Annotated in this window: 22 protein-coding genes; 6 read left to right on the forward strand and 16 right to left on the reverse strand. The window is 52.4% G+C overall.

All coding sequences use genetic code 11. The annotated features are described in order from the left end of the window. Positions 1-47 precede the first annotated feature (47 nt). From CJP72_RS08605 to ttrS, 6 genes are all read right to left on the reverse strand, one after another. A complete protein-coding gene (locus CJP72_RS08605) occupies positions 48-698 on the reverse strand; it encodes a YdhW family putative oxidoreductase system protein (RefSeq protein WP_162380454.1) in 651 nt (216 codons plus the stop codon). Positions 699-708: 10 nt separating this feature from the next. After that, a complete protein-coding gene (locus CJP72_RS08610) occupies positions 709-2,811 on the reverse strand; it encodes an aldehyde ferredoxin oxidoreductase (RefSeq protein ID WP_162380455.1) in 2,103 nt (700 codons plus the stop codon). A 119-nt stretch (positions 2,812-2,930) separates the two neighbouring features. Beyond that, positions 2,931-3,557, reverse strand: coding sequence for a ferredoxin-like protein (locus tag CJP72_RS08615; RefSeq protein ID WP_162380456.1), 627 nt, complete (start codon positions 3,555-3,557; stop codon positions 2,931-2,933). 471 nt (positions 3,558-4,028) lie between these two features. Beyond that, complete coding sequence (gene fumD / locus CJP72_RS08620; protein WP_162380488.1) at positions 4,029-4,238, reverse strand: fumarate hydratase FumD; 210 nt, start codon at positions 4,236-4,238, stop codon at positions 4,029-4,031. 109 nt (positions 4,239-4,347) lie between these two features. Beyond that, the gene (gene ttrR / locus CJP72_RS08625) at positions 4,348-4,932 is read right to left on the reverse strand and encodes a tetrathionate respiration response regulator TtrR (RefSeq protein WP_162380457.1); all 585 of its coding nucleotides are present in this window, start codon (positions 4,930-4,932) and stop codon (positions 4,348-4,350) included. Beyond that, the gene (gene ttrS / locus CJP72_RS08630; RefSeq protein WP_162380458.1) at positions 4,907-6,688 is read right to left on the reverse strand and encodes a tetrathionate respiration histidine kinase TtrS; all 1,782 of its coding nucleotides are present in this window, start codon (positions 6,686-6,688) and stop codon (positions 4,907-4,909) included. Before ttrS ends, ttrR begins: the two co-directional genes overlap by 26 nt. Positions 6,689-6,867: 179 nt before the next feature. Here ttrS and ttrB point away from each other — a divergent pair, with 179 nt between their 5' ends. Genes ttrB through ttrA form a run of 3 tightly spaced genes read left to right on the forward strand, consistent with a single transcriptional unit; the run spans position 6,868 to position 11,686 of the window. After that, on the forward strand, positions 6,868-7,602 hold the full coding sequence (gene ttrB / locus CJP72_RS08635) for a tetrathionate reductase subunit TtrB (RefSeq protein WP_162380459.1): 735 nt from the start codon (positions 6,868-6,870) through the stop codon (positions 7,600-7,602). Next, entirely contained in the window at positions 7,603-8,628 is a 1,026-nt protein-coding gene (gene ttrC, locus CJP72_RS08640; protein WP_162380460.1) for a tetrathionate reductase subunit TtrC, read from the forward strand. Next, complete coding sequence (gene ttrA / locus CJP72_RS08645; RefSeq protein ID WP_162380461.1) at positions 8,621-11,686, forward strand: tetrathionate reductase subunit TtrA; 3,066 nt, start codon at positions 8,621-8,623, stop codon at positions 11,684-11,686. The genes ttrC and ttrA overlap by 8 nt, the downstream gene beginning before the upstream one ends. Before the next feature lie 94 nt (positions 11,687-11,780). Here the strand turns inward: ttrA and CJP72_RS08650 are convergent, their stop codons facing one another. The 3 genes from CJP72_RS08650 to CJP72_RS08660 are packed head-to-tail and all read right to left on the reverse strand — an operon-like array spanning position 11,781 to position 14,298. Beyond that, positions 11,781-12,593: a MetQ/NlpA family ABC transporter substrate-binding protein gene (locus CJP72_RS08650; RefSeq protein ID WP_162380462.1), complete on the reverse strand. Its 813-nt coding sequence runs from the start codon at positions 12,591-12,593 to the stop codon at positions 11,781-11,783. Between the two features lie 21 nt (positions 12,594-12,614). After that, a complete protein-coding gene (locus CJP72_RS08655; RefSeq protein ID WP_162380463.1) occupies positions 12,615-13,283 on the reverse strand; it encodes a methionine ABC transporter permease in 669 nt (222 codons plus the stop codon). Then, entirely contained in the window at positions 13,276-14,298 is a 1,023-nt protein-coding gene (locus CJP72_RS08660; RefSeq protein ID WP_162380464.1) for a methionine ABC transporter ATP-binding protein, read from the reverse strand. The genes CJP72_RS08655 and CJP72_RS08660 overlap by 8 nt, the downstream gene beginning before the upstream one ends. 383 nt (positions 14,299-14,681) lie before the next feature. Between CJP72_RS08660 and ynhH the strand changes: the two genes are divergently transcribed. The 3 genes from ynhH (at position 14,682) to lpp (ending at position 16,850) form a co-directional block, all read left to right on the forward strand. Beyond that, positions 14,682-14,876 carry a protein YnhH gene (gene ynhH, locus CJP72_RS26285; protein ID WP_446714965.1) on the forward strand — a complete coding sequence of 65 codons (195 nt, stop codon included), beginning with the start codon at positions 14,682-14,684 and terminating at the stop codon, positions 14,874-14,876. A gap of 7 nt (positions 14,877-14,883) precedes the next feature. Next, a complete protein-coding gene (gene pykF / locus CJP72_RS08665; RefSeq protein ID WP_162380465.1) occupies positions 14,884-16,305 on the forward strand; it encodes a pyruvate kinase PykF in 1,422 nt (473 codons plus the stop codon). Between the two features lie 308 nt (positions 16,306-16,613). Then, positions 16,614-16,850, forward strand: a complete 237-nt coding sequence (lpp, locus tag CJP72_RS08670; RefSeq protein WP_001082307.1) for a murein lipoprotein Lpp — start codon at positions 16,614-16,616, stop codon at positions 16,848-16,850. Between the two features lie 68 nt (positions 16,851-16,918). Here the strand turns inward: lpp and ldtE are convergent, their stop codons facing one another. The 7 genes from ldtE to sufA all read right to left on the reverse strand — a co-directional run bounded on the left by ldtE (position 16,919) and on the right by sufA (position 23,535). After that, positions 16,919-17,923, reverse strand: coding sequence for a L,D-transpeptidase LdtE (gene ldtE / locus CJP72_RS08675; protein ID WP_162380466.1), 1,005 nt, complete (start codon positions 17,921-17,923; stop codon positions 16,919-16,921). 99 nt (positions 17,924-18,022) lie between these two features. Further along, positions 18,023-18,439 carry a cysteine desulfuration protein SufE gene (gene sufE, locus CJP72_RS08680; RefSeq protein ID WP_162380467.1) on the reverse strand — a complete coding sequence of 139 codons (417 nt, stop codon included), beginning with the start codon at positions 18,437-18,439 and terminating at the stop codon, positions 18,023-18,025. 12 nt (positions 18,440-18,451) lie between these two features. Continuing rightward, positions 18,452-19,672, reverse strand: coding sequence for a cysteine desulfurase SufS (sufS, locus tag CJP72_RS08685; protein WP_162380468.1), 1,221 nt, complete (start codon positions 19,670-19,672; stop codon positions 18,452-18,454). Next, positions 19,669-20,940, reverse strand: a complete 1,272-nt coding sequence (gene sufD / locus CJP72_RS08690) for a Fe-S cluster assembly protein SufD (protein ID WP_162380469.1) — start codon at positions 20,938-20,940, stop codon at positions 19,669-19,671. The genes sufS and sufD overlap by 4 nt, the downstream gene beginning before the upstream one ends. Further along, on the reverse strand, positions 20,915-21,661 hold the full coding sequence (gene sufC, locus CJP72_RS08695) for a Fe-S cluster assembly ATPase SufC (RefSeq protein WP_162380470.1): 747 nt from the start codon (positions 21,659-21,661) through the stop codon (positions 20,915-20,917). Before sufC ends, sufD begins: the two co-directional genes overlap by 26 nt. A 9-nt stretch (positions 21,662-21,670) precedes the next feature. Further along, on the reverse strand, positions 21,671-23,158 hold the full coding sequence (sufB, locus tag CJP72_RS08700; RefSeq protein ID WP_162380471.1) for a Fe-S cluster assembly protein SufB: 1,488 nt from the start codon (positions 23,156-23,158) through the stop codon (positions 21,671-21,673). Positions 23,159-23,166: 8 nt separating this feature from the next. Next, positions 23,167-23,535, reverse strand: coding sequence for a Fe-S cluster assembly scaffold SufA (gene sufA, locus CJP72_RS08705; RefSeq protein ID WP_162380472.1), 369 nt, complete (start codon positions 23,533-23,535; stop codon positions 23,167-23,169). Between the last annotated feature and the right edge of the window lie 772 nt (positions 23,536-24,307).

The following is a 24,307-nucleotide window of genomic DNA, read 5'->3' on the forward strand; positions in this document are numbered from 1 at the left end:
GCTGTGACAGAGACAGTCCACACGTTCCATGACATCTACCTGAAAAATCAGGGGTTCTGATACTGCTCAACCTCAAGCCATTCACATAAGCCATAGGCCTTTCCATAGCGCATAAAACGCTCGCTAAACAGATAAGGCTCTGCGTTTGACGATTCAACGCGGCGTATATCTGCATAGTCCGGATGAACATCCATTGTGGCCAGCGCCGCCTCTATTTCTTGCGATGCAAAGCGGTACGGCGGTTGTTCCAGCATGGCGACTTTGTAAGGTCGGGGATACGTTCGGCAATCAAATCGCACCGCCTCGGCAATCGCACGGCAGATATCCCTTTCCACCACCTGCACACACATGTCGGCATAGTTTGCGGTCATTGTCTGCGTGCTGTAGTAGTACTCATCCTGACTCCCCTTCACGCAGGTAATATCCGCCCCTCTCTCGCCCTGGCGCAAACGCTCCAGCAGAGGGTCGAGATCCTCTTCGGTCAACGAATAGGGCGGCAGCGTAAACAAACTACGCGCCACCAGGTTTCCCGATGCCGAATGCTGGCGGATAAAATCCGCCACAATCTCGACTGGGTCAGCCGCTTCCGCCGGTGTATCGCCCTGCTCTTCCTGAAGACGCAACGCATGAAACCAGTGGCGTTTTTCGACGTCTATCTCTGGAACATCCTGAGCTGAAACGCTATCTACATGGCTCATCTCGCGTTCCTTACGCAGGCAACAGATTCTGCGCCGCTAAATCGGCGGCAACGTCTTCAAGCCCAAGTCGATTTAGGGTTTCGCGGGTCGGACATCCCAACTCAGGATCCCAGCCCATTTCCTGATAGAAAAGCGTCAGAGAAAGGCGCATATCCTCACGATCCATTTTGTCCGTCCCTTCGGTGAACACGGGGATTTTGGGATCTTTGTCGAACACCCAGGAACAGATGAGATCGTGTTCATTGCGCATATCTTTGGTTTGCATCAGCTTGACCGTATAGGCACGGTGCAACGTAAAGATACGCTCAGCGGCGAGATCGAGGCTGGCCTGAGTCGTTTCATCGCCAGTTACTGCCTGAAAGAACTTCGCCTCCAGGTCCAGATCGCCGCGATAATTACGGCTTTTGAGCGGTGATACCGTCATTGGCCATACCCAGTTACACAGCGTGACGGCGTTATGCAGACAGACTTTGAGCAGCGTCCATTTGGCATATTTAATTTTGGCCGCATTGATCGGCGTGTAATTTTTGGTTTCGTCGTAGGCGTCTTCTGAACCAAACAACTCCCCCGCCACTTCCCGTTGCAATTTCAGCGGTAAACCGGAACCGATGAAGTTGATGTGGGTGTGCGTCATACAGTCGCGGTTAAACATGCAGTTGGTGATCGCCCCCACTTGTGCAGAAGCCTCGTTGGCGTGATGCACAGGAAAACCAAACGGCGACCAGAGTTTGTTTTTATCGTAAGCCCAGTATTCCTCACCCAGTTTCCAGCGTTCAGCGATGGCATACGAACCGTCAGCAAGATGGCTGAGTTCACCGACGCGATGCGCAAGTCGGTAATAGAAATCTTTGATGAAATTGGGATCCCCCGCTTCTAACTGGTCCCAACGAATTTCAGCATACTCGTCGGCAGGAAGTACGCGTTTGAAGACCCCTTTGCTGTAGCAGTAAGTGAAATCCCGGTGCAATTGCCCGTAATTGCACCAAATACCGTAATCATCAAACAGGTTTAAGCCGATCAAATTACCAATGACACGCCCGTCGTCTTTATCATCAAAGTCTTTAGGACCGTGTGGGAAGATCGTGGTATGGACAAAGTTCGCCACACAGGTGTTGCCCCCGGTGCTCGGCACACCAAAATCTTTTACCCGGGGAATATTGAGCTGAGTCATACAGCGAATTGGACACGAGTGGCATCCACTCATTTTCACCGTGTATTTCTCGGCGGCGGGTCCCAGATCAAAAACGGACTTAAGGGTACGAAAGCCGACGGTATTCTGATTTCCTGGCGGTATCTCGCCCGTCTCAATGGGGCCACCTTCTGCCGCCCCCCAAAACAAGCCTTTGCGCGCATTCCAGCGTGACGCCGGAGAGGAATATTCCGCCCACGCTTGCGGTGTACTGGGAACGACATGATTGTTATTCGAGCCAATTAGCTCGGTCATCATATAGTCATTGAGCCGTTTCATCTCTTTGCGATCGGCAATATTGACCCCTTTGGTACCCTCCACCGCAATCGCTTTCAGGTTTTTCGACCCCATCACCGCCCCGGTTCCCGCCCCGCCACTGTGGTTGCGGCTGTTAAGCATGCAGGAGAGCGGAACAAGGTTTTCGCCAGCCTGACCGATAGCCGCCACGCAGGTTTCAGGACTGGTCATCCGACAGATCTCTTCCGTCGTGGCTCGCGTTCCTTTGCCCCAGAGAAAATCGGCTTTCTCCAGACTGACTTTGTCATCTTTAATGTTCAGCCAGACGGGCGATGCCGCCTTGCCTTCAATAATAATGGCGTCATAACCCGCAAATTTCATTTGGGCTGCAAAAAAGCCGCCCATATGCGCATCTACGACTAAATTGCCTTTGGTAAACGTGGAAAGTGAGGTGATATTGACGCGAGAACTGCATGGCGCGCCAGACCCTGTCAACGGCCCGGTGGCGAATACCAGTTTATTACCTTCATCAAAGGGTTTTGTGCCTGGCGGGACTTCGTCATACATGATTTTATAACCAAAGCCCATTCCGCCGACGAATTTTTTAAATTTGCTGGAATCTTCAAGAGTAATTTCACCCGTACTGAGATTGACCCGCAAAATATTACCAGTCCAACCGTTAGCCATAATTTTTTCCTTTGCAAGATGATTCAATAGCGTGATTATCGCTAACCGTCATCTCGCACTTTTTGCAAAACTGGATTCATTAAAGGAGAATGACGCACCGCGTTTCCGCCTGAGATCAATCAAACAGTAATTTCTTTCCACTCTATTATTTTTAATGCCCCGGTTGGGCAAGCATTGGCGCATTCGCCGCATAAAACACACTTTGAGGATTTTTTGGTTTCGGTGTTTACGGTGGCCATCATCCAGGGGCAGGCGGTAGTACATGCGCTGCATCCAATGCACCGCTTGTGATCAACGGCAATACATCCCTCTTCCTGTTTCCAGGTAATGGCGCCAATGGGACACACTTTCATGCATTGCGGATCTTTGCACTGACGGCAGGTATCAGGGGTATAGTTCAAATCACCGTACAATCCGCCGCCAGAGCCAACGCCACCATCGCCAAAGAAATAATTGCGATGGATCTTAATGCGAGAAAAGAACGTTCCCACCGCGCCATCGTTATAATTGGTACAGGAAATCTCGCAACGATGACACCCCGTACAGCGGGCGCGCTGGGTTACCAGAACGCCTTTCGGCGTATTTATCAGTCCTACTGTTCCACTGTCTATATCTTCCTGCTTGCAGCCAAAGAGTGACAACAACGCAGGCGCAATCGTTAATCCCGCCAGCCCTTTTCCTGATATACGCAAAAATTCAAGCCGCGTTAAACCGAAATCTAAAAGTGGACGATCAACCTGGTTCATTTATTTTGCATCCTCTTTGCAAACGCAGTGCTGACAACATCTCCCAGGCCAATTCTCATTATGCAAAAACAGAGCCTCGAATGTTGCCTCCAACACCTGGTGTTTTTGCCTTAACCGGATTTCATAAAAGAGGATTAAATGCCAACGAACTAATCCTTTAGGGTTAGGCATAAAGATAATGTGGTTATTCAGTCGGTATAACTTTGATCGTCATCAATTAAAAAACGGAAGGGAAATAATAAATGCGTAGTGATATTTATTATCATTAAATGACTGGATAATATTTCTTCATTGCTATTTCATATGTTTGTGATAAGTCTCGCAGATATCATAATATAACACCCACGATATATAATTAATCACATAACGATTATTTCTATTAACGAAAGAAAATTTATTTTCATATGGAAATAGTTTCCCGAATATAAAGAATCAGAGATGGCGAAAGATATCGCCTATCCCCTTATTCCATTAACCCGTTAATGCCCGGATGACGGTTTCCATCGCCTGTTTTTCAAGCTCACTTCGGGCGATACGCTGATTCGCCAATGCCGTTCTTAAGACGCCAGCAATAACGACATGTTTCGGCTCTTGTCCCAGGTCGCGCATTTCCAGCACAACTTTACCTACGACTCTGCACATCTCCTGGTACAGCGCGTCTTCTTTGCTTAGGTTTCCCATCATGTTTCACTCGTTGCCAGCATCAACCAACAGCATATATCACTCCGTTGAAATAGACAAAATTCAATGAAAATCAAATAAATAATGAAACTATTGCATCGGTATTGATTTACAGCACCTGTTGCAGGCGATTCACGAGCTCCGCCAGGCTCCCGGCCTGCATTTTTTCCATGACCCTGGCGCGATGAACCTCCACAGTACGAACTGCAATATTCATCACGTTAGCGATTTCGCGATTCATCAATCCTTTTACGACCAGCGCCGCCAACTCGCACTCTTTTGGCGTGAGTTGTTGGTAACAGCTGATAATGGACTGGCGCGCGAACGCCGACGCAGAAACCACCAGCGCGCGTTCCAGCGCATTCTGGAGGGGTCCGGCAGATACTGGCTTTTGCAAGAAGTCGACCGCCCCGCGCTTCATCTGCTCCACCGCCATCGGCACATCACCATGCCCGGTGAGAAATACGACGGCCAGCGTACTGCCTCGCTGGCGCATCTCTTCATGCACTCTCTGACCATCCCGTTCAGGCATGCGCATATCCAGCAACAACACGCCGGTTTGTCGCAAATCCGCCTGAGCTAAAAAATGGCCACCGTCGTTCCAGCACCGGACCTCGTAGCCTAAACTCTCCAGTAAAAAGGCACATGCGTCTGTCACTGCCACATCATCATCCAGCAGATGAATGATCGCCATCGCCGCTCTCTCCCTCGCTCTTTCTGAAATGCAATATGACAACCGCCCCCTTCTGACCATCAGGCGATGTCTGGTTCGAAATGCTGATATCTCCCTGACCGTAACGTACCAGCCGCTGGCAGATCACTAACCCCAGGCCCATCCCTTCTTTGCGGGTAGTCACGAAGGGCTGGAAAGCCTGATGCAGTACCGCGTCGTCGATCCCTCCCGCATTGTCCCGCAACAGAATAGACATCGCGTGGTTGCCCTCTTTCGCCTCTAACCACACCGTCGTCGCCTCCGCCTGAGCGGCATTCAGGATAAGATTCGCCAGCACCTGTTCAAGGAGCATCGGCGGTAGCGTGAGCGTCAGTGTGGGATCCACATCGGCGTGTAACGTCACCGTCGGGAAATGCTGCGACATGCGCAACAGTTGCCAGACGTGGGAAATGGCGTCGCGAATACCGATAGCCTTCCACTCCTCGGCCAGCACCGGATTTCCCTGTGCCTGGCTGACCCAGTGGCGCAAATTGCGCAACGTCTCCGCGCCGCGCTGCGCCTGGCTGTCGATATGTTCCAGCGCGGGTAACAGCGGATGGTGCGGATCCTGTTTGCGTAACCGAATCAGACACCCTTCGGCATAATGGCGGATCGCCGAAAGCGGCTGGTTTACCTCGTGGGCGAACCCGGAGGTCATTTCACCAAGGATACTCATTTGTCTTGCCGTTTCGAGGGCCTGCTCTTGTTTACGCAGCAGTACATTATTGCGTTCCAGCTGTTTCCCCCGCCGACGAACCAACAGCATGACCCAGATGTAATTCAGGGTCAGCAGGAAGACGATAATCGCCGCGCCCCCCATTATCGTCTGATGCTGAATGAGCCAACTTTTCACATCCAGCCATAAACGTCGCTGTTGCGGATGCTGACGCACCTCGCGCAGCAATGCTTCAACCTGGCTGGTAGAGGCCGGTGCCCCCCAGTGATAGGGGGCGGATTCCGGAGCATTAAATAACGCACGGGTGACGCGATCCGCAAGGGTATTACTGACGGACGACAGTGCGGCAAATGACCAGTCAGGATAAAGTGGAGTGCTGGTTAAACAGGGAATCGACGCAGGATAGCTGAGCACCGCCACAAAATCGTCTTTGCGGATCAGCCCTTCCTGGTCCATTTTTTCCAACAGACAAACCGGCACAATCGCGGCCTGAACCGCCTTTTCTCGTAACAAATACACCACGGCATCGCCGGGGAAACCGGTAAAACGTAGCTGCAAATCGCGCTCCGGACGTAACCCCGCATCGCTGAGGGCTTTATACCCCAGCAAATACCCGCCGAAGGCCTGGGCATCAATGGCGCCAACCGTTTTTCCGATCAGATCGTGGACACCGCTGATGCCGCTGTCACGCCGCGTCAGGATCACACTGCCAATCACATTTCCTGCCGTCTTACTCCCACGCAGGGAGCGCAACGAGGCCAGCCAACGTAACGGGACATGGCTATTGAGCTGCACAAACTGCGCTGGGTTAGTAATCACAAACTGAATCGTTCCACGGTTCACCGCCTCCTGCATTTGGTGCAAGTCCAACGGTTGAATCTGGAATTGTTCGCCAGGCAGTTGCTGATTCAGCATCGCCACCAACGGTTGCCAGTGATTCCGCGTAGAATCGTCTCCCCGCATGGCCAGAATGCCGATTTTCCACGTCCCCGCCCACGCAGGATTCGTTAATACCCAGACGGATGCCAGCACCGCCAGATATTTCACCACTTTGCCTTTCACCCAAGAATCCCTGTCATTTATGTTGTTTTAGATCAACAACAAGCCGGGTATGTGGTTAACCACAATAGAGCTGCCCCCGCCACGATTTTTACACTGTAAATCATCAAGATTCTTTATACATAACACGCAAATCAACGACGTGACCAATGTTTAGTTGTTGCACCGTGACGGGAGAAAATATGGACAGCAGTAAACGGCAGTTTCTCCAGCATCTCGGCGTCCTGACCGCTGGCGCCTCTCTGGCCCCCCTGGCAGAGGCGAAATTTCCCTTTTCACCCGAGCGACATGAAGGATCGGCCAAACACCGCTATGCCATGCTTGTCGATCTGCGGCGCTGCATTGGTTGTCAGGCCTGTACCGTGAGTTGTGCGATTGAAAACCAGACGCCACAAGGTGAGTTTCGTACGCACGTCAATCAGTATCAGGTCCGGCTGGAAGGTGATCAAAACGTCACCAACGTCCTGCTTCCCCGCCTGTGCAACCATTGCGATAACCCGCCCTGCGTTCCCGTTTGTCCGGTGCAGGCCACCTTCCAGCGTGAAGATGGCATTGTGGTGGTGGACAACACGCGCTGCGTCGGTTGCGCCTACTGCGTACAGGCTTGTCCCTATGACGCCCGGTTTATCAATCATGAGACGCAAACCGCAGATAAATGCACGTTTTGTACGCACCGGCTTGAGGTTGGATTACTCCCCGCCTGCGTTGAATCCTGCGTCGGCGGTGCCCGGATCATTGGAGATATCAACGATCCAGACAGCCGGATCTCGCAGATGCTCAAGACTCACCACGATGCAATCAAGGTACTGAAGCCGGAAAACGGCACCTTGCCGCACGTATTCTACCTGGGCCTGGATGAGGCGTTCGTCACGCCGCTGATGGGCCGCGCACAACCCGCGCTCTGGCAGGAGGTTTAAATGTCGAATTCACTGTTGATCGAAGAGGTACTGACCCGACCGCAGGAAGTGAGTTGGCTCCCCTGGGCCGTGCAATATTTCTTTTTTATTGGTATCGCCACCTGCGCGGCACTGTTTGCCTGCTACCTGCACTGGCGTAAGTCTGACGACAACGCCTCTCTGGAAAATATGACGCTGTTGATTGCCCTGACCTGCGCCATCACTGCGCCGCTGGCGCTCACCGCCGATCTCCACCAGACCGCCCGCGTCTGGCATTTTTATGCGTATCCTACCCCCTGGTCCTGGATGCCCTGGGGCGCCGTATTTCTGCCGCTGTTTACGGGTTTTCTGGGATTCTGGTTTGTGGCGCAGCAGATCACGCGTTTTACCGACAAACGTTACCGTCTCACCAAATGGCTGGCGCTGGCCAGCGCATTGTCCGCCGTAGGATTACTGATCTATACCGGGCGGGAAGTGTCTGTGGTACAGGCTCGCCCAATCTGGTTCAGCTACGCCTTTCCGCTGGCAATGCTCTTCAGCGCCTTTCAGGCTTTCTTCGCGCTACTGGTTATCGCCAACCCTCGTGACCCGCGGTTACAAAGACGCCTCGCCGGGGGGCAGTTCTGCATGCTGCTGGCACTGGCGCTCGTTGTCGTGGTTTGGGTAAGCAGCGACACCCTTTCCGGCATTGCGCTTCGCCAGTGGATCGATGTATCGCCCTCCGCCCGCCACTACGCCGTTGGCTGGGTTGCCCTGTGGTTTTTCACTCTCATCGTGTGCGCCGTCGCAATGCGTAAACCCTTATCGCTGGCATTGCGCGTCAGTCTGGCGTTAAGCGCAATGGCGCTGTGCTGGTTAATGCGCTGGACGCTGCTGATTCAGGTTCAGACCGTCCCCAAATTTAACGCGCAATTTAACCCTTATTCGCTACCAGGGGGGACCGATGGCTGGCTGGCCATCATAGGAACTTTTGGGTTGTGGATTGCACTATTCATCATTGTTCGTGAGGTGCTTAACGGACTCACCAGGAGATTACAACATGGCTAATTTAACCCGTCGTCAGTGGCTTAAAGTGGGTCTTGCCGTGGGCGGCATGGTGACCTTCGGCCTCAGTTACCGGGATGTGGCAAAACGCGCGATTGATGGCCTGCTGGATGGCACATCCGGCAAAATTACCCGCGATCGGATTTTCGGCAATGCGCTGATCCCCGAGGCAAAGGCCACGCCGCACTGGCAGCAAAATCCGCATCAGGTGATCTCCATGACGCAATGTTTCGGCTGCTGGACACAGTGCGGCGTGCGGGTTCGTGTCGACAGCGAGCAGGGAAAAGTACTGCGTATTGCAGGCAATCCGTATCACCCGCTTTCACACGAGCATCACATTGACGCCGCCGTCCCTTTTGCAACGGCGATGGAGCAACTGGCCGGTGAAAATGGACTCGACGCCCGTTCCACCGCCTGCGCCCGTGGCGCCACACTGCTCGAAGGCTTATACAGTCCACTGCGCATCCTGGTGCCGATGAAACGCGTAGGCAAACGAGGAGAAGGGAAATGGCAACGCATCAGTTTTGAACAGTTGATCGAGGAGGTTGTCGAGGGGGGCGATCTGTTCGGAGAAGGACACGTCGAGGGCCTGCGCGCTATTCACGCGCCTGATACGCTCGTGGATCCGCAGCACCCTGGTTTTGGCCCCAAAAGTAATCAGTTGTTGGTGACCAACACCAGCGATGATGGGCGCGATACCTTCCTTCGCCGCTTTGCCCTCAACAGCTTTGGCAGTAAAAATTTCGGCGCGCACGGCGCGTACTGTGGCCTGGCTTACCGTGCGGGTTCTGGCGCGCTGATGGGCGATCTGGATAAAAACACCCACGTAAAACCCGACTGGGAAAACGTCGAATTTGCCCTCTTTATGGGCACCTCTCCGGCGCAGTCCGGCAACCCGTTTAAACGTCAGGCCAGACAACTTGCCAGCGCCCGCTTACGCAATGATTTTCGCTATGTGGTCGTCTCTCCGGCATTGCCATTAACGACGGTTCTGGCAGACGATCGCGGACACTGGCAGTCGATTTTGCCGGGCAGTGACTCGGCGCTGGCGATGGGTATGATCCGCTGGATCATCGAAAATCAACGTTACAACGCCGCGTACCTCGCACTCCCCAGCACGGCGGCGATGCAACAGGCCGGTGAGAAAAGCTGGACTAACGCCTCACATCTGGTGATCACCGATGAGATCCCAACGCTTGCCGGACAACATCTGACCCTGGCACACCTGAGTTCTGAGGGGAATGCCGATCCTGTGGTGGTCAATGCTTCGGGCGAAATGGTCGCGGCCACCGCGTGTCAGCAAGCCCAGTTGTTTGTCACCCGCCAGGTAACGCTGGCAGATGGTCGCCACGTGACGGTGAAAAGCGGGTTTCAGTGTCTGAAAGAGTCCGCAGAAAAACTGACGCTTACCGAGTACAGCCAGCAGTGTGGGGTTTCACAAGAAAACATGGTGGCGATGGCTGACGCCTTCACCAGTCATGGCCGTAAAGCAGCGGTGATTACCCACGGCGGAATGATGGCGGGCAATGGATTTTACAATGCCTGGGCCGTGATGATGCTCAACGCATTGATTGGCAACCTTAGCCTCGAAGGCGGCGTCTTCGTCGGCGGTGGTAAATTTAATGGCGCAACCGATGGTCCCCGCTACAACATGGACAGTTTTCCCGGCAAGGTAAAGCCAAAAGGCCTGAGTATTGCCCGCAGTAAAACCGCCTATGAATCCTCCGAAGAGTACCGTGATAAAGTGGCGGCCGGGAAATCCCCTTTTCCGGCAAAAGCGCCGTGGTATCCGTTTGTGGCAGGTCAGCTTACCGAATTACTCAGCTGCGCGCTGGAAGGTTATCCCTATCCGCTAAAAGCCTGGATTTCCAACATGACCAACCCATTGTATGGAATTCCGGGATTGCGGGCGGTCGCCGAAGAGAAGCTCAAAGACCCCAAACATCTGCCGTTGTTTATCGCCATTGATGCGTTTATGAATGAGACGACGGCGCTGGCGGATTATATCGTGCCGGATACTCACAACTTTGAAAGTTGGGGATTCAGCGCACCGTGGGCGGGGGTCGCCAGCAAAGCCACGACCGCCCGTTGGCCGATTGTTCCACCAGCCACCCACCGCGCGGCAGACGGGCAGCCCGTATCGATGGAGTCGTTCTGTATCGCCGTGGCGAAACGCCTTCATCTGCCTGGATTTGGTGATAATGCGATTACCGATGCGCAGGGCAATCGCTACCCACTGAATCGCGCGGAAGATTACTATCTTCGCGTCGCCGCCAATATTGCGTTTATGGGTAAATCACCGGTGGCCGAGGCCAATCAGGAGGATGTCACGCTGACCGGCGTATCACGCATTCTGCCAGTGATAGAACAGACGCTGAAAGCCGATGAAGTTCGCCGCGTTGCCTTTGTTTACTCGCGCGGGGGTCGTTTTGCGCCGGACAAAAGCGGTCGGGCGGACAATCGGGTCGGCAACGCCTGGGAAAAGCCCCTGCAAATCTGGAATGCGAACGTTGCTGCCCATCGTCACGCCATTACGGGTGAACGCTACAGCGGTTGCCCGGCGTGGTATCCGTCGAGACTGTCGGACGGGCGGTCGGTGGATGAACTGTTCCCCGTACAACAGTGGCCACTCAAGCTCATCTCCTTTAAGTCCAACACGATGGCGAGCGCGTCGGCGGTGATCCCGCGATTACATCACCTTAAACCCACAAATCTGGTGGCGCTCAATCCGCAGGACGGTGAACGTTACGGCCTCGCGCATGGCGACGTGGCGCGCATTACCACGCCCGGCGGCGAGGTGGAGGCGCATATCAGTCTGCTCAACGGCGTAATGCCCGGCGTTGTCGCCATTGAACATGGCTATGGACATCGGGAAATGGGCGCGGCACAGCATACGCTGGACGGTGAACCGATGCCGTTTGATGCGCAGATAAAATCGGGCATTAACCTGAACGACTTAGGGTTTGCCGACCCGACCCGCGAGGTGAGTAATACCTGGCTGGACTGGGTGTCGGGTGCGGCGGTGCGCCAGGGATTACCGGCGAAAATTGAGCGAGTCTGATTCAGTGCCGGATGGCAACGTTCATGCGCTTCATCCGGCCTGACGCCAATATTCAGGCCGGGTGAGGTGAAGTCGCCACCCGGCACAGAACACATCAGTTATTTACCGGGATCACCGCGCCTTTATATTTGGCGCGAATCCAATCCTGAATCGCCTTAGAGTGCAGTACGTCAACCAGCGCCACAATATCCTTTTTCTTCTCATCGCCACGACGCACCGTAATGATGTTGGCGTACGGGTTATTTTCACCACTTTCTACTGCAATCGGATCGTGTACCGGATCCAGCCCGGCATCGATAGCATAGTTGGCGTTGATAACCACCGCGTCGCCTTCGTCGTTGTTATACATCTGCGGTAACAGCGCCGCTTCAACGTTTGGCAGGAACTGCAGTTTTTTCGGGTTATCGACAATGTCGCTGATGCGGGCAGACACTTTATCCACGCCAGGTTTCAGTGTGATCACCCCTTCTTTTTCAAAAATCGACAGGATACGCCCCTCTTCGGAGACCGCATCACGCATGATAATTTTACCGCCTTCTGGCAGATCCTTCAGAGACGTGTATTTCTTCGAGTAAATACCGATCGGCTCAATATGAATCGCCCCTGCGCTAATAAAATCATAGGTTTTATCGCCCGCATGATCCTTCAGAACGCTGTTCAGATAGGGAATATGCTGGAAGTAGTTCGCATCAATCTCGCGCCCAGCCAGTGCGGTATTCGGCAGGATGTAATCCTGGAAGGGTTGGATCTCAAGCTCGATCCCCTGTTTTGCGAGGATTGGTTTCGCCTGCTCAAGAATTTCAGCATGCGGAACGTTAGACGCGCCAACGGTCAGGGTGTTAGCCCAGGCGGCAAAGCTCAGGGCGCTTAAGGTTGCGGCGGCGAGTAATGTCAGTGATTTTTTCATGATGCAGGTTTCCATATTTTATTAGCGTTTATCTAACAGTGATGTGATCACGTCGCCGCAGAACTGGATAATGAAGACGATGAGCAAAATGGTCACCGTCGCTACCAGTGTGACGTCGCTGTGGTTGCGCTGGAATCCCTCCAGATAAGCCAGATTCCCTAAACCGCCTGCGCCAATCACCCCTGCCATCGCGCTGTAACTGACCAGCGCAATCAGCGTCACGGTGATCCCGGACACCAACGCAGGTGATGATTCAGGCAGTAAAACCCGAAAAATAAGTGTGCCTGGGCGAGCGCCCATTGAGCGCGTGGCTTCAATGACACCCTTGTCGACTTCGCGAAGTGCGATTTCAACCAGACGCGCATAAAAAGGCGCGGCGCCGACGATCAGCGCGGGAAGCGCCGCGTTGGCGCCAAGGATGGTCCCCACTAATGACTTAGTGAATGGAATCAGCAGGACAATCAGTATGATGAACGGGACAGAGCGGAACACATTCACCACAAGGGAGATTGCGCTATACAGCGCGCGATGTTGATACAGCCCGCCGCGGGCGGTCAGGAACAATGCCAGCCCCAGAACGATGCCAAGTGCAAAGGTGGCAACTCCCGAAAGTGCCGTCATGTACAGAGTTTCCTGCGTAGCCGCCCACAGTTGCTCCCACCGGAGATGGGGAAATAGCGTCTCAACCATGTTGAATCACCTCGCTTTCAATCCCACTTTGCCCCAGATCCGCCAGAATATTGTTCAGTTGCTCTTCGGTTGCCACAACATGCAACCAAAGCTCGCCAAACACCCCGTGCGCGGTTTGCGTCATCTTGCCGTGCAAAATATTGAAAGGCAGGCCGTAGCGCAGGGTCAGTTCCCCGACAACCGGTTGATGTGTGCTGTGCCCGGTGAAGGTCAACTTAATCACCGTTCCCCCCAATTCACTCACCAGCAGAAGGTTAAATGCATCATCCTCGGCATATTGGCTGACCTGACGGACGAATTGTCGGGTAATGGGTTGCTGCGGATGGGTAAAAACGGTTAACACATCCCCTTCTTCCACCACCCGACCACTCTCCATCACCGCCACGCGATCGCAGATTTTGCGCACTACATGCATTTCATGAGTAATCAGCACAATCGTCAGTTGGAAGCGACGGTTGATATCGAGTAACAGATCGAGAATTTGATCGGTCGTTTGTGGGTCCAGCGCCGAAGTGGCTTCATCACACAACAACACATCCGGGCGATTTGCCAGAGCCCGCGCGATGCCCACGCGCTGTTTTTGTCCACCACTCAATTGCGACGGGTAAGCATTTTCGCGCCCGGTGAGGCCAACAAGTTCAATCAATTCCGCCACCCGGGTTTTGATCTTCGCTTTCGGTGCGCCGGCAATTTGCATAGAAAAGGCAATGTTTTCGCTGACGGTGCGCGACCACAGCAGGTTAAAGTGCTGAAACACCATGCTGATTTTTAGCCGCGCCTGGCGCAAAGATTCCCCTTTCGCCTGAGAGATCACCTGCCCATTGATGGTGACGCTGCCAGCAGACGGTTTTTCAAGCCCATTGAGTAACCGAATCAACGTACTTTTTCCGGCGCCGCTATAGCCGATGATTCCGTAAATTTGCCCCTGTTCAACCGTCAAATTGACGTTATCCACGGCGGTGATCGTATGCTTGCCGGGAGTAAACACTTTCGAAATATTTTTCAGAGCGATCATATCGTTATCGTATCCGCTGCTGCTGATGGTTATCCTGCCAGTGCTTTTAGCTGTTTAGCAGTATGGATGTCCAAATGAGTGTAATCAGCACTGATACGCTTTTAAATGATTAAAAAAGAATTTGTTATAACTTCAGAGAATAAAAACGTGGAGGCGTGAATTCAGGCTTTAGCACTATTTTTGTAATGCTAAAGCATAAGATTGTCTCTGTTGCGCAACACGCCCACCTTCTGGAGGGACAGTCCTGATGCGGGCAGTAACGCTTTAATAACAATTTGTTGTGAATCTGCACAGAAGATTTTTGAAACGCTGTTTTTATTTTCCTTTTGGATTAACTTCAGCGTATAATGCGCGCCAATTGACTCTTGAATGGTTTCAGCAGATTGGACTATAGAACTCAACGACTCACATTATCCCCTTCCCGTTGGGCTGAAACACGAGCACACATTCTTCTGCACGCTCCTTCGATGTCACCTATCCTTAGAGCGATGTATCACCACTTTCGCAACACAGGTTTAGCTTCTTGGCCGTGCGCCCCCGAAGCCAGATTTCCATATCCTTCTCAACTTAAAGACTAAGACTGTCATGAAAAAGACCAAAATTGTTTGCACCATCGGCCCGAAAACCGAATCTGAAGAGATGTTAAGCAAAATGCTGGACGCGGGCATGAACGTCATGCGTCTGAACTTCTCTCACGGCGATTACGCAGAGCATGGTCAGCGTATCCAGAACTTGCGCAACGTGATGAGCAAAACCGGTAAAAAAGCCGCTATCCTGCTCGACACCAAAGGTCCGGAAATCCGTACCATCAAGCTGGAAGGCGGTAACGATGTCTCCCTGAAAGCAGGTCAGACGTTCACTTTCACTACCGACAAAACCGTGATCGGTAACAACGAAATCGTTGCTGTGACTTACGAAGGTTTCACCACTGACCTGAGCGTAGGCAACACCGTTCTGGTTGACGATGGTCTGATCGGCATGGAAGTGACCGCCATCGAAGGTAACAAAGTTATCTGTAAAGTACTGAACAATGGCGATCTGGGCGAAAACAAAGGCGTTAACCTGCCGGGCGTTTCTATCGCACTGCCAGCACTGGCTGAGAAAGACAAACAGGACCTGATCTTCGGTTGTGAGCAAGGCGTTGACTTCGTTGCCGCATCCTTCATCCGTAAACGTTCCGACGTCGTTGAAATTCGTGAGCACCTGAAAGCGCACGGCGGCGAGAAGATCCAGATCATCTCCAAAATCGAAAACCAGGAAGGCCTGAACAACTTCGACGAAATCCTCGAAGCGTCTGACGGCATCATGGTTGCTCGTGGCGATCTGGGCGTAGAAATCCCGGTTGAAGAAGTGATCTTCGCGCAGAAGATGATGATCGAGAAATGCGTCCGCGCACGTAAAGTGGTTATCACTGCCACCCAGATGCTGGACTCCATGATCAAAAACCCACGTCCGACCCGCGCAGAAGCAGGCGACGTGGCGAACGCCATCCTCGACGGTACCGACGCAGTCATGCTGTCTGGCGAATCCGCAAAAGGTAAATACCCGCTGGAAGCCGTCTCCATCATGGCGACCATCTGCGAACGTACCGACCGCGTAATGACCAGCCGTCTGGACTACAATAACGACAGCCGTAAACTACGTATCACTGAAGCCGTATGTCGTGGCGCAGTAGAAACCGCAGAAAAACTGGAAGCTCCGCTGATCGTTGTTGCGACCCGTGGTGGTAAATCTGCGCGTGCAGTGCGTAAATACTTCCCGGATGCAACTATCCTGGCACTGACCACCAATGAAACCACCGCACGTCAGTTGGTGCTGAGCAAAGGGGTTATTCCACACCTGGTGAAAGAAATTGCCTCTACGGATGATTTCTACCGTCTGGGTAAAGAAGTCGCTCTGCAGCTGGTTGAACGCGGTCTGGCACAGAAAGGCGATGTTGTGGTCATGGTTTCCGGCGCGCTGGTACCAAGCGGCACCACCAACACGGCATCTGTTCACGTGCTGTAATAATTCCTGAGTGAATTAATTTGTTTAAAAAGCGCCCTTGTGGCGCTTTTTTTATTTTATCGATAGCCACTATTAATAAAAAATCAAATCGGATTTCGCTATCTAATTGCTGATTATCTAAGATGAATCCGATGGAAGGATTCTGTTTTCACTCGGTTTTTTAGACGATTTTGCTCAATTCGGTGTTTCTTTGAGCGAACGATCAAAAATAAGTGCATTAGCATCAAAAAAATATTCTCAACCTAAAAAACTTTGTGTAATACTTGTAACGCTACATGGAGATTAACTCAATCTAGAGGGTATTAATAATGAATCGTACTAAACTGGTACTGGGCGCGGTAATCCTGGGTTCTACTCTGCTGGCAGGTTGCTCCAGCAACGCTAAAATCGATCAGCTGTCTTCTGACGTTCAGACTCTGAACGCTAAAGTTGACCAGCTGAGCAACGACGTGAACGCAATGCGTTCCGACGTTCAGGCTGCTAAAGACGACGCAGCTCGCGCTAACCAGCGTCTGGACAACCAGGCTACTAAATACCGTAAGTAATAGTACCTGTGTAATAAAAATGGCGCACATTGTGCGCCATTTTTTTGTCTGTTATTTCCCCTTCCCTGTTATTGCGTCACACGCAGCTCCGTACCATTCCCCGCTTGACCATTCTGCGCAGATTCAACCGTTGAAAGATTATTCGCAACCGGCGTCTGTTGGGCCGTAACGGCCACGGGATATCCCGCACGACGATACAGCGCTTTCTCTACCAGCCCATGATCCACATTCTTGTCCGCTTTGAACTGGCTAAAACCCGCTGGCAGCACATAGGGCATGGTCTGTACGTTTTGTTCTTCTTCCGGTGACAGCGGCCTGTGCACTTCAACATAACGCATACCGTTAGGCTCAACGGAGAATTTTACCGGTTCGTTGATCACTTTTACCGGCGTACCTGTCCTGACCTGAGCAAACAACGCCTTAATGTCAGGCGCATTCATACGGATACAGCCAGAGCTAACACGCAAACCGACGCTGTCCGGCGCGCTGGTGCCATGAATGAGATACTCTCCGTGACCATGCGCCAGACGCAGCGCGTAGCGGCCTAACGGGTTATTTGGCCCGGCCGGAACCACAGGCGGCAACGTAATACCGCGTTCAAGAGAACGCTTACGAATGCCTGGCGTCGGTGTCCATGTCGGGTTAGGGATCTTCTGACCGACACGGGTTTCCATCACCGGCGTTTCCAGCCCCTGTAATCCAATACCTATCGGGAACACCTGAACCAGGCTCTCTCCTGGCGGATAATAGTAGAGCCGCAGCTCCGCCAGATTCACAATGATGCCTTCGCGCGGCGCATCCGGTAATAACAGTTGAGAGGGGATAGTAATCAGCGTTCCGGCTTTCGGAACGGGAGCAATGGTATTATTCGCTTCCAGGATCAGCATCGCGGCGGTATCGAAACGCCGGGCAATCGCCTGTAAATTCTTATCGCCTTCCTGAACGGTGTACGTTTGATTTTGCCCAACCAGACGACTTCCTGCTGGCGGTAAGGGATAATCCACCGCCCAGGCTGCCTGTAAGGCGCTGTAAGCGCCGAAAAGTGTAATAGTAATGAGAGACACGCGTTTCATACCCAAACTCCTGTATTCACTGGCTATGAGCCAGAAGGCTGAAAGTCCGACAAGGTAAAGCACCGCCTTGCCTAACAGGATGAAAGCTGTCTATTGAGTTTAGCCAATAGTGGCGGCTTTGGTGCGGATAGCGCGTATCATTGCCTCCAGTCCCTGTGAACGGGAAGGTGTCAAATGCTGTGCAAGCGCCATTTTTTCAAACCACGGTCGCACATCAAAATTCGCAATATCCTGGGCTGTCATCTGGTCGTACAAAATGAATACAACGCCGATAAGCCCCTTCACAATTGCCGCATCACTGTCGCCCTGCAACTCAATAATACCTTCAGCATTTTGGCGCATAACGATCCATACCTGACTCTGACATCCTTGAATACTGTTTTCCGGGTTACGATCCTGCTCAGTTAATTCTGGCAGACGCTGTCCCAATTCAATGATGTACAGATACTTCTCTTCCCAATTAGCGCAACGCTGAAAATTACGCAACAATTTTTCTTTATCCGGTAGCGCGGCCATAGCGTCTCCCTGTTACCCCAGCAAGCGGTGAATACGGACAAGTCCTGTCACCAGGCGATCCACTTCTTCATAGGTGTTATACATTGCCAGCGACGCCCGGCACATGGCAGGGACGCGATAGAATGCCATCAGCGGCATCGCACAATGATGCCCGGTACGCACGGCAATACCGTAGTTATCCAGAAAACTTCCCACATCATAGGCGTGATGTTTACCCAGATTAAACGCAATAACGCCAAGCCGATTTTCCGGGCCGTACAACGTCAGTTCCGGCACATCAGCCAGTTGCTCCAGCGCGTAGTGCATTAAATGCTGTTCATACTCGCTGATATCCGCAAGCCCCAGCGCCGAGACATACTCTATTGCCGCGCCGAGTCCTACGATGCCGCCGGTATTTGGCGTGCCCGCTTCAAAACGCCAGGGGGCTTTTGCCCAGGTGGTTCCCTCCGTCAGGCTGACAGTGGCGATCATCGACCCGCCGCCTTCCCACGGCGGCATTTCCTGCAATAACGCCTCTTTGACGTACAAAACGCCAATGCCCGTCGGCCCGTACAATTTATGCCCGGAGAAAACATAGAAATCGCAGTCCAGCGCCTGCACATCAACCTTGTGATGCATCACCGCCTGTGCGCCATCCACCAGCACTTTCGCACCGTACTGATGGGCAAGCGCAATCAGTTCCGGCAATGGATTTTCCGTCCCCAACACATTAGAGACGTGCGTAATCGCCAGTAGCTGCGTGTTGTCGTCAAACAGAGTATCCAGAATATCCAGTTGCAACGTGCCGTCCGGGTTTAACGGGATCACCCGCAGTTCCGCCCCGACGCGTGAACACAGCATCTGCCACGGTACAATGTTGGCGTGGTGCTCCATCTCGCTGATAATAATGTTGTCGCCCGCACGGATATTGCTGTTCCCCCAACTGTTCGCCACCAGATTAATGCCTTCCGTCGTACCGCGGACAAACACTAATTCTTCAGCAGAGCGCGCATTGATAAACAGTGACGCCAGCTTACGTACGTTTTCCATTTTTTCCGTGGCCTGCGCACTCAGCGTATGAATACCACGATGAACCGCCGCATAACCGTGTCGATAAAATTCGGCCTCGGCATCAATGACCAGATTGGGTTTTTGCGCACTTGCCGCGCTGTCCAGATAGGCCAGCGGCAAACCATTGACCTCACGCGTCAGGACAGGAAAGTCCGCCCGTACTTTTTCGATGGGAAAAGTCATGCTACGCCTCCCGGCAGGCGAAGACCTATTCGCGCCAGCACCTGTTGTTTGAGCACATCATCACCGAGAGCCTCCGTCAGCTCTGCGGCAAATGCATATAGGATCATCTGTTGCGCGTCCTGCTGTCCAATCCCCCGCGAGCGCAGGTAAAACATCTGCTCATTATCGATACGTCCTACCGTCGCCCCGTGACTGCACTTCACATCATCGGCATAAATTTCCAGTTGCGGCTTAGTATCGACTTCAGCCAGTTTCCCCAGCAACAAGTTGTTATTGGTCATCTGTCCGTCGGTTTTGATCGCGTTCTGCGCCACGGTGATCACGCCATTAAACACGGCCCTGCCTTTATCGCTGACGATGGTTTTATGCAATTGTCGGCTATTACAGTAGCCTTTGTTGTGTTCCAGCCAGGTCCGGGTATCACACACTTCATTTTTCACCGGCATCGCCAGACTGTTGATCCGAAGGGTGGTATTTTCACCGTTAAGCTGCGTGCTGGTATTGTGGCGCAGCACGGCATCGCCTAGCAGGAAACTGTGGCTGTGCGCGGTGGCATCACCAGCAAGGCGAAGATCGTTATGCGCAAAGTGATGGCTCACCGGGTTTTCAAACGCCAGCTTGATGTGGTGCAGATGCGCATTCGCCCCGACGTTCATCGTTAACCGCGCCCCGGTGAAATGAGGCGTGTTATCGAGGCTGACGTAGTGCTCAATAATCGTGGCCTCAGCGCCTTCGCCCAGGTCAAAGTGATGGCGATAATGCGCGGTATTCACCTCATCACCGTCCACGCCTTGCGTGATATGCATCAGCAATAGGGGTTTCACAGGCCGTTGATGGCGTTTAACGCGAATGTGGCTAACAGGTTGGGCGAGACTTTCGGTCAAATGCAGGAACACGTCAGGCTGAATCGGTGCAACCCAGGTTTGCCGTTCATCATTGAAAGTGACCTCAAAACCGCTGCCTTCCGTGCTGTCGCTCAGTGTCGGGCTAAATTGCCCATCGACAAACACCAGACGAACGGCCTCAATGCCTAATGCCAGGACTTTGCATTGTGCCGGAGTAACCTCAGCAAAGTGGCTGACAAAAGTGCGGTTGGTTAATCCTTCAAGCGGCGTGTATTTCCAGTTTTCATGCTTACGCGTCGGCAATCCCAGACGTAGCATCTGTTGCAGATGCTGCTGCGCATGTTCTGAACGCGATTCTCCTTGCGCTTCAAACAGGCGATGCCATTGTTGCAGCACGCTACTGCTGTTCGGTAAGCCAGCCATATCCCTGCTCCTCCAGTTGTTTGACCAGAGTGAAATCACCGGACTTCACAATCCGCCCCTGATACAAAACGTGAACGTAGTCAGGCTTGATATAGTCGAGAATACGCTGATAGTGGGTAACGATAATAAACGCGCGTTTCCCGTCACGCAGGGCGTTAACCCCATCGGCGACAATTTTTAGCGCATCAATATCCAGCCCGGAATCAGACTCATCAAGGATGCACAGTTCCGGCTCCAGTACGGCCATCTGCAAAATGTCATTACGCTTTTTCTCACCGCCCGAGAACCCCACATTCACTGAGCGTGTTAACAAATCTTCCGGCATCTTCAGAAGCGCCATTTTTTCTTCCATCAGATCCTGAAAATCAAAGCGATCCAGGGACTCTTCTCCCCGATAACTGCGCACAGCATTGAGCGCGGTTTGTAGAAAGAACTGGTTACTGACGCCAGGGATCTCCACCGGATACTGGAATGCCATGAAAATGCCTTCTCCTGCCCTCTCTTCCGGCGACAGTTCGAGGAGATCCTTGCCTTTAAACTCAACCTGCCCCTGGATAACTTGATAATCTTCACGTCCGGCCAGCGTAGCGGATAACGTGCTCTTTCCGGAACCATTAGGCCCCATAATGGCATGCACCTCTCCCGGACGGATCTCAAGATTAACGCCCCGCAGGATCGCGTTATCGTCAACACTGACCTGTAAATCTTTAATGCTTAACATGAGCTTTCCTTATCCAACGCTGTGTTCAAGGCTAATCGCCAGCAATTTTTGCGCTTCAACCGCAAACTCCAGCGGCAATTCGGAGAAGACATCCTTACAGAAGCCGTTGACGATCATCGAGATGGCATCTTCTTCACTGATCCCGCGTTGCAGACAGTAAAACAGCTGGTCTTCGCCAATGCGCGAGGTGGTCGCCTCGTGCTCCAGTTGGGCGCTGTTATTTCGGCACTCAACATACGGGAAGGTATGTGCGCCGCAATCCGTACCGATTAGCATAGAGTCGCATTGGGTAAAGTTTCGCGCGTTGGTCGCCGTTGGCATGATCTTCACCAACCCGCGATAACTGTTCTGGCTATGTCCTGCGGAGATCCCTTTCGAGATGATGGTTGAGCGGGTATTTTTGCCGATATGGATCATTTTGGTGCCGGTATCCGCCTGTTGATAACCGCTGGTTAACGCGACAGAGTAGAATTCGCCGATGGAGTTGTCGCCGCGCAGAATACAGCTCGGGTATTTCCAGGTGATGGCCGAGCCGGTTTCCGACTGGGTCCACGACATCTTGCTATTTTCCCCTTCGCACAGCGCACGCTTTGTCACAAAGTTCAGAATACCGCCGGTGTTGTTATCGCCAGGGAACCAGTTTTGTACCGTGGAGTATTTCACTTCAGCGTCTTTGTGGATGATCACTTCGACCACTGCCGCATGCAGCTGATAGCTGTCACGCACGGGCGCAGAGCACCCTTCGATATAACTCACGTAGCTCCCTTCCTCCGCCACCAGAATGGTACGTTCAAACTGGCCGGTTTTTTCCGCATTAATGCGGAAATAGGTGGAGAGCTCCATCGGACAGCGCACGCCCTTCGGCACATAGATAAACGTGCCGTCAGACGCCACGGCGGCATTAAGCGCCGCAAAAAAGTTGTCATTCCCCGGAACCACGGTACCGAGGTATTTCCTCACCAGTTCAGGGTGATCGTGAATCGCTTCCCCAAACGAACAGAAGATGATGCCCTGTTCCGCCAGTTTTTCACGGTAGGTCGTGGCCACAGAAACAGAGTCGAAAATGGCGTCCACCGCCACATTGTGACCCTCATGCACCGGCACCCCTAACTGGGCGAAAGCATCCTCCACCTCTTTACTTAAAAAGGCATTTGCCCCTGTTTGCTGCACCGCGCCAGGTTCAGAGGCACAGCTGTCGTCGCAGTTTCCGCACGAAGGCGCTGAGTAATAGCTGTAGTCCTGATAATTCAGTTTGTCGTAATGCGCTTTGAGCCAATGCGGCTCCTCCATCTCAAGCCACGCACGAAACGCGTTGAGGCGAAATTCAAGCATCCATTCTGGTTCATGCCGTTTTGCAGAAATAGCGCGAACCACCTCTTCATTAATGCCTTTTTCCAGCTCGTCGGTTTGCAACTGGGTGAAGAACCCCTCTTTATAGTTGAGGTGTCCACCCGTCCAGGTTTTGACATCGTCAGTTGCTTCAGTATTACGAGACATAGCACCGCCTATACCCCGAAACTTTCGCCGCAGCCACACTCATTCTGGGCTTTCGGGTTGTGAAATTTGAATATTTGATTTAATCCTTCACGCACATAATCGACTTCCGTTCCGTCGATAAACGGCATTGCCTGCAACGGCACATACAGTTTCGCGCCATCGAATTCGAAGAGCAGATCGTCTTTGTGCGGCTCACTGACCGTCGCCAGCACATAGCCAAACCCTGCACACCCGGTTTGCTTTACGCCTAAACGCACACCCTGCATGCCAGGCTGCTTAATAACCAGTTCGCGAATATGCGCTGCCGCTGCGGGTGTTAACGTCAACCCACGCCAGACAACGTCGTTCGGATTAAATGTTCCCGAATGCAATTCCATAGGTTCACCTCATGTCATCAGCCACCAGGGCATAACATCATGTTAGTGATAATGATTATCACTTCAACCCCTCATCCACAGGGGCATTCGTTTAAATCGCCCTTTTTAGCTACGTTAACTAAGCATAGACCCTGCTACGCGGGATTACAGGTCACGATGATTTTGTTCAATGCACTGATTAATAATGAATTAATGAGAGGTTATCGTTCTGGCAGGTCAAATAAGAAAAGATGTATAGAAAATGCCTATTTATATAATAGGCGCATCTGTCGCGTGGCCGGCTTAGCGAACCACCAACATTGCGAATGGCACGGAAATGAATGAACAAAAATGACGCGTTCGACGATAATCATCATCAAACAGATTAAAAGAATGTCGTTGAATGAGAGAGAGAAAATGCAGAGAGTCGAGATAACCAACGAACGGTCAGCGCTGCGGTACAGCGCTGACCGTTCGCCTTCCCCATCCGGCGCTTATCTCCGGCACTCATTTCTAGCTTAGCTCTTGAAGGGGCATGAGAATATTCTCATAACATAACGGTGCCTTTTTAACACAAATTGCGGTTTGTCTTTTTTATGAGTCATATTAAGCGCCTGGACGCTCAAAAAATCATCTGAATCGCGCTGATAAACAGATTCATCCCAGTGCGGCCTGCTCCGCTTCACGCAACACAATCTACTTTCCTTCGAACACGCGCTGGAAGCGAAAAAAGGATTCAGGCATAAAGGCCGCCTGACCACGGTTGGCGGATGAACGTTATTCTGAATTGAGT

This window comes from Citrobacter sp. NCU1 (assembly GCF_010231475.1).
Taxonomy (GTDB): Bacteria; Pseudomonadota; Gammaproteobacteria; order Enterobacterales; family Enterobacteriaceae; genus Citrobacter_D.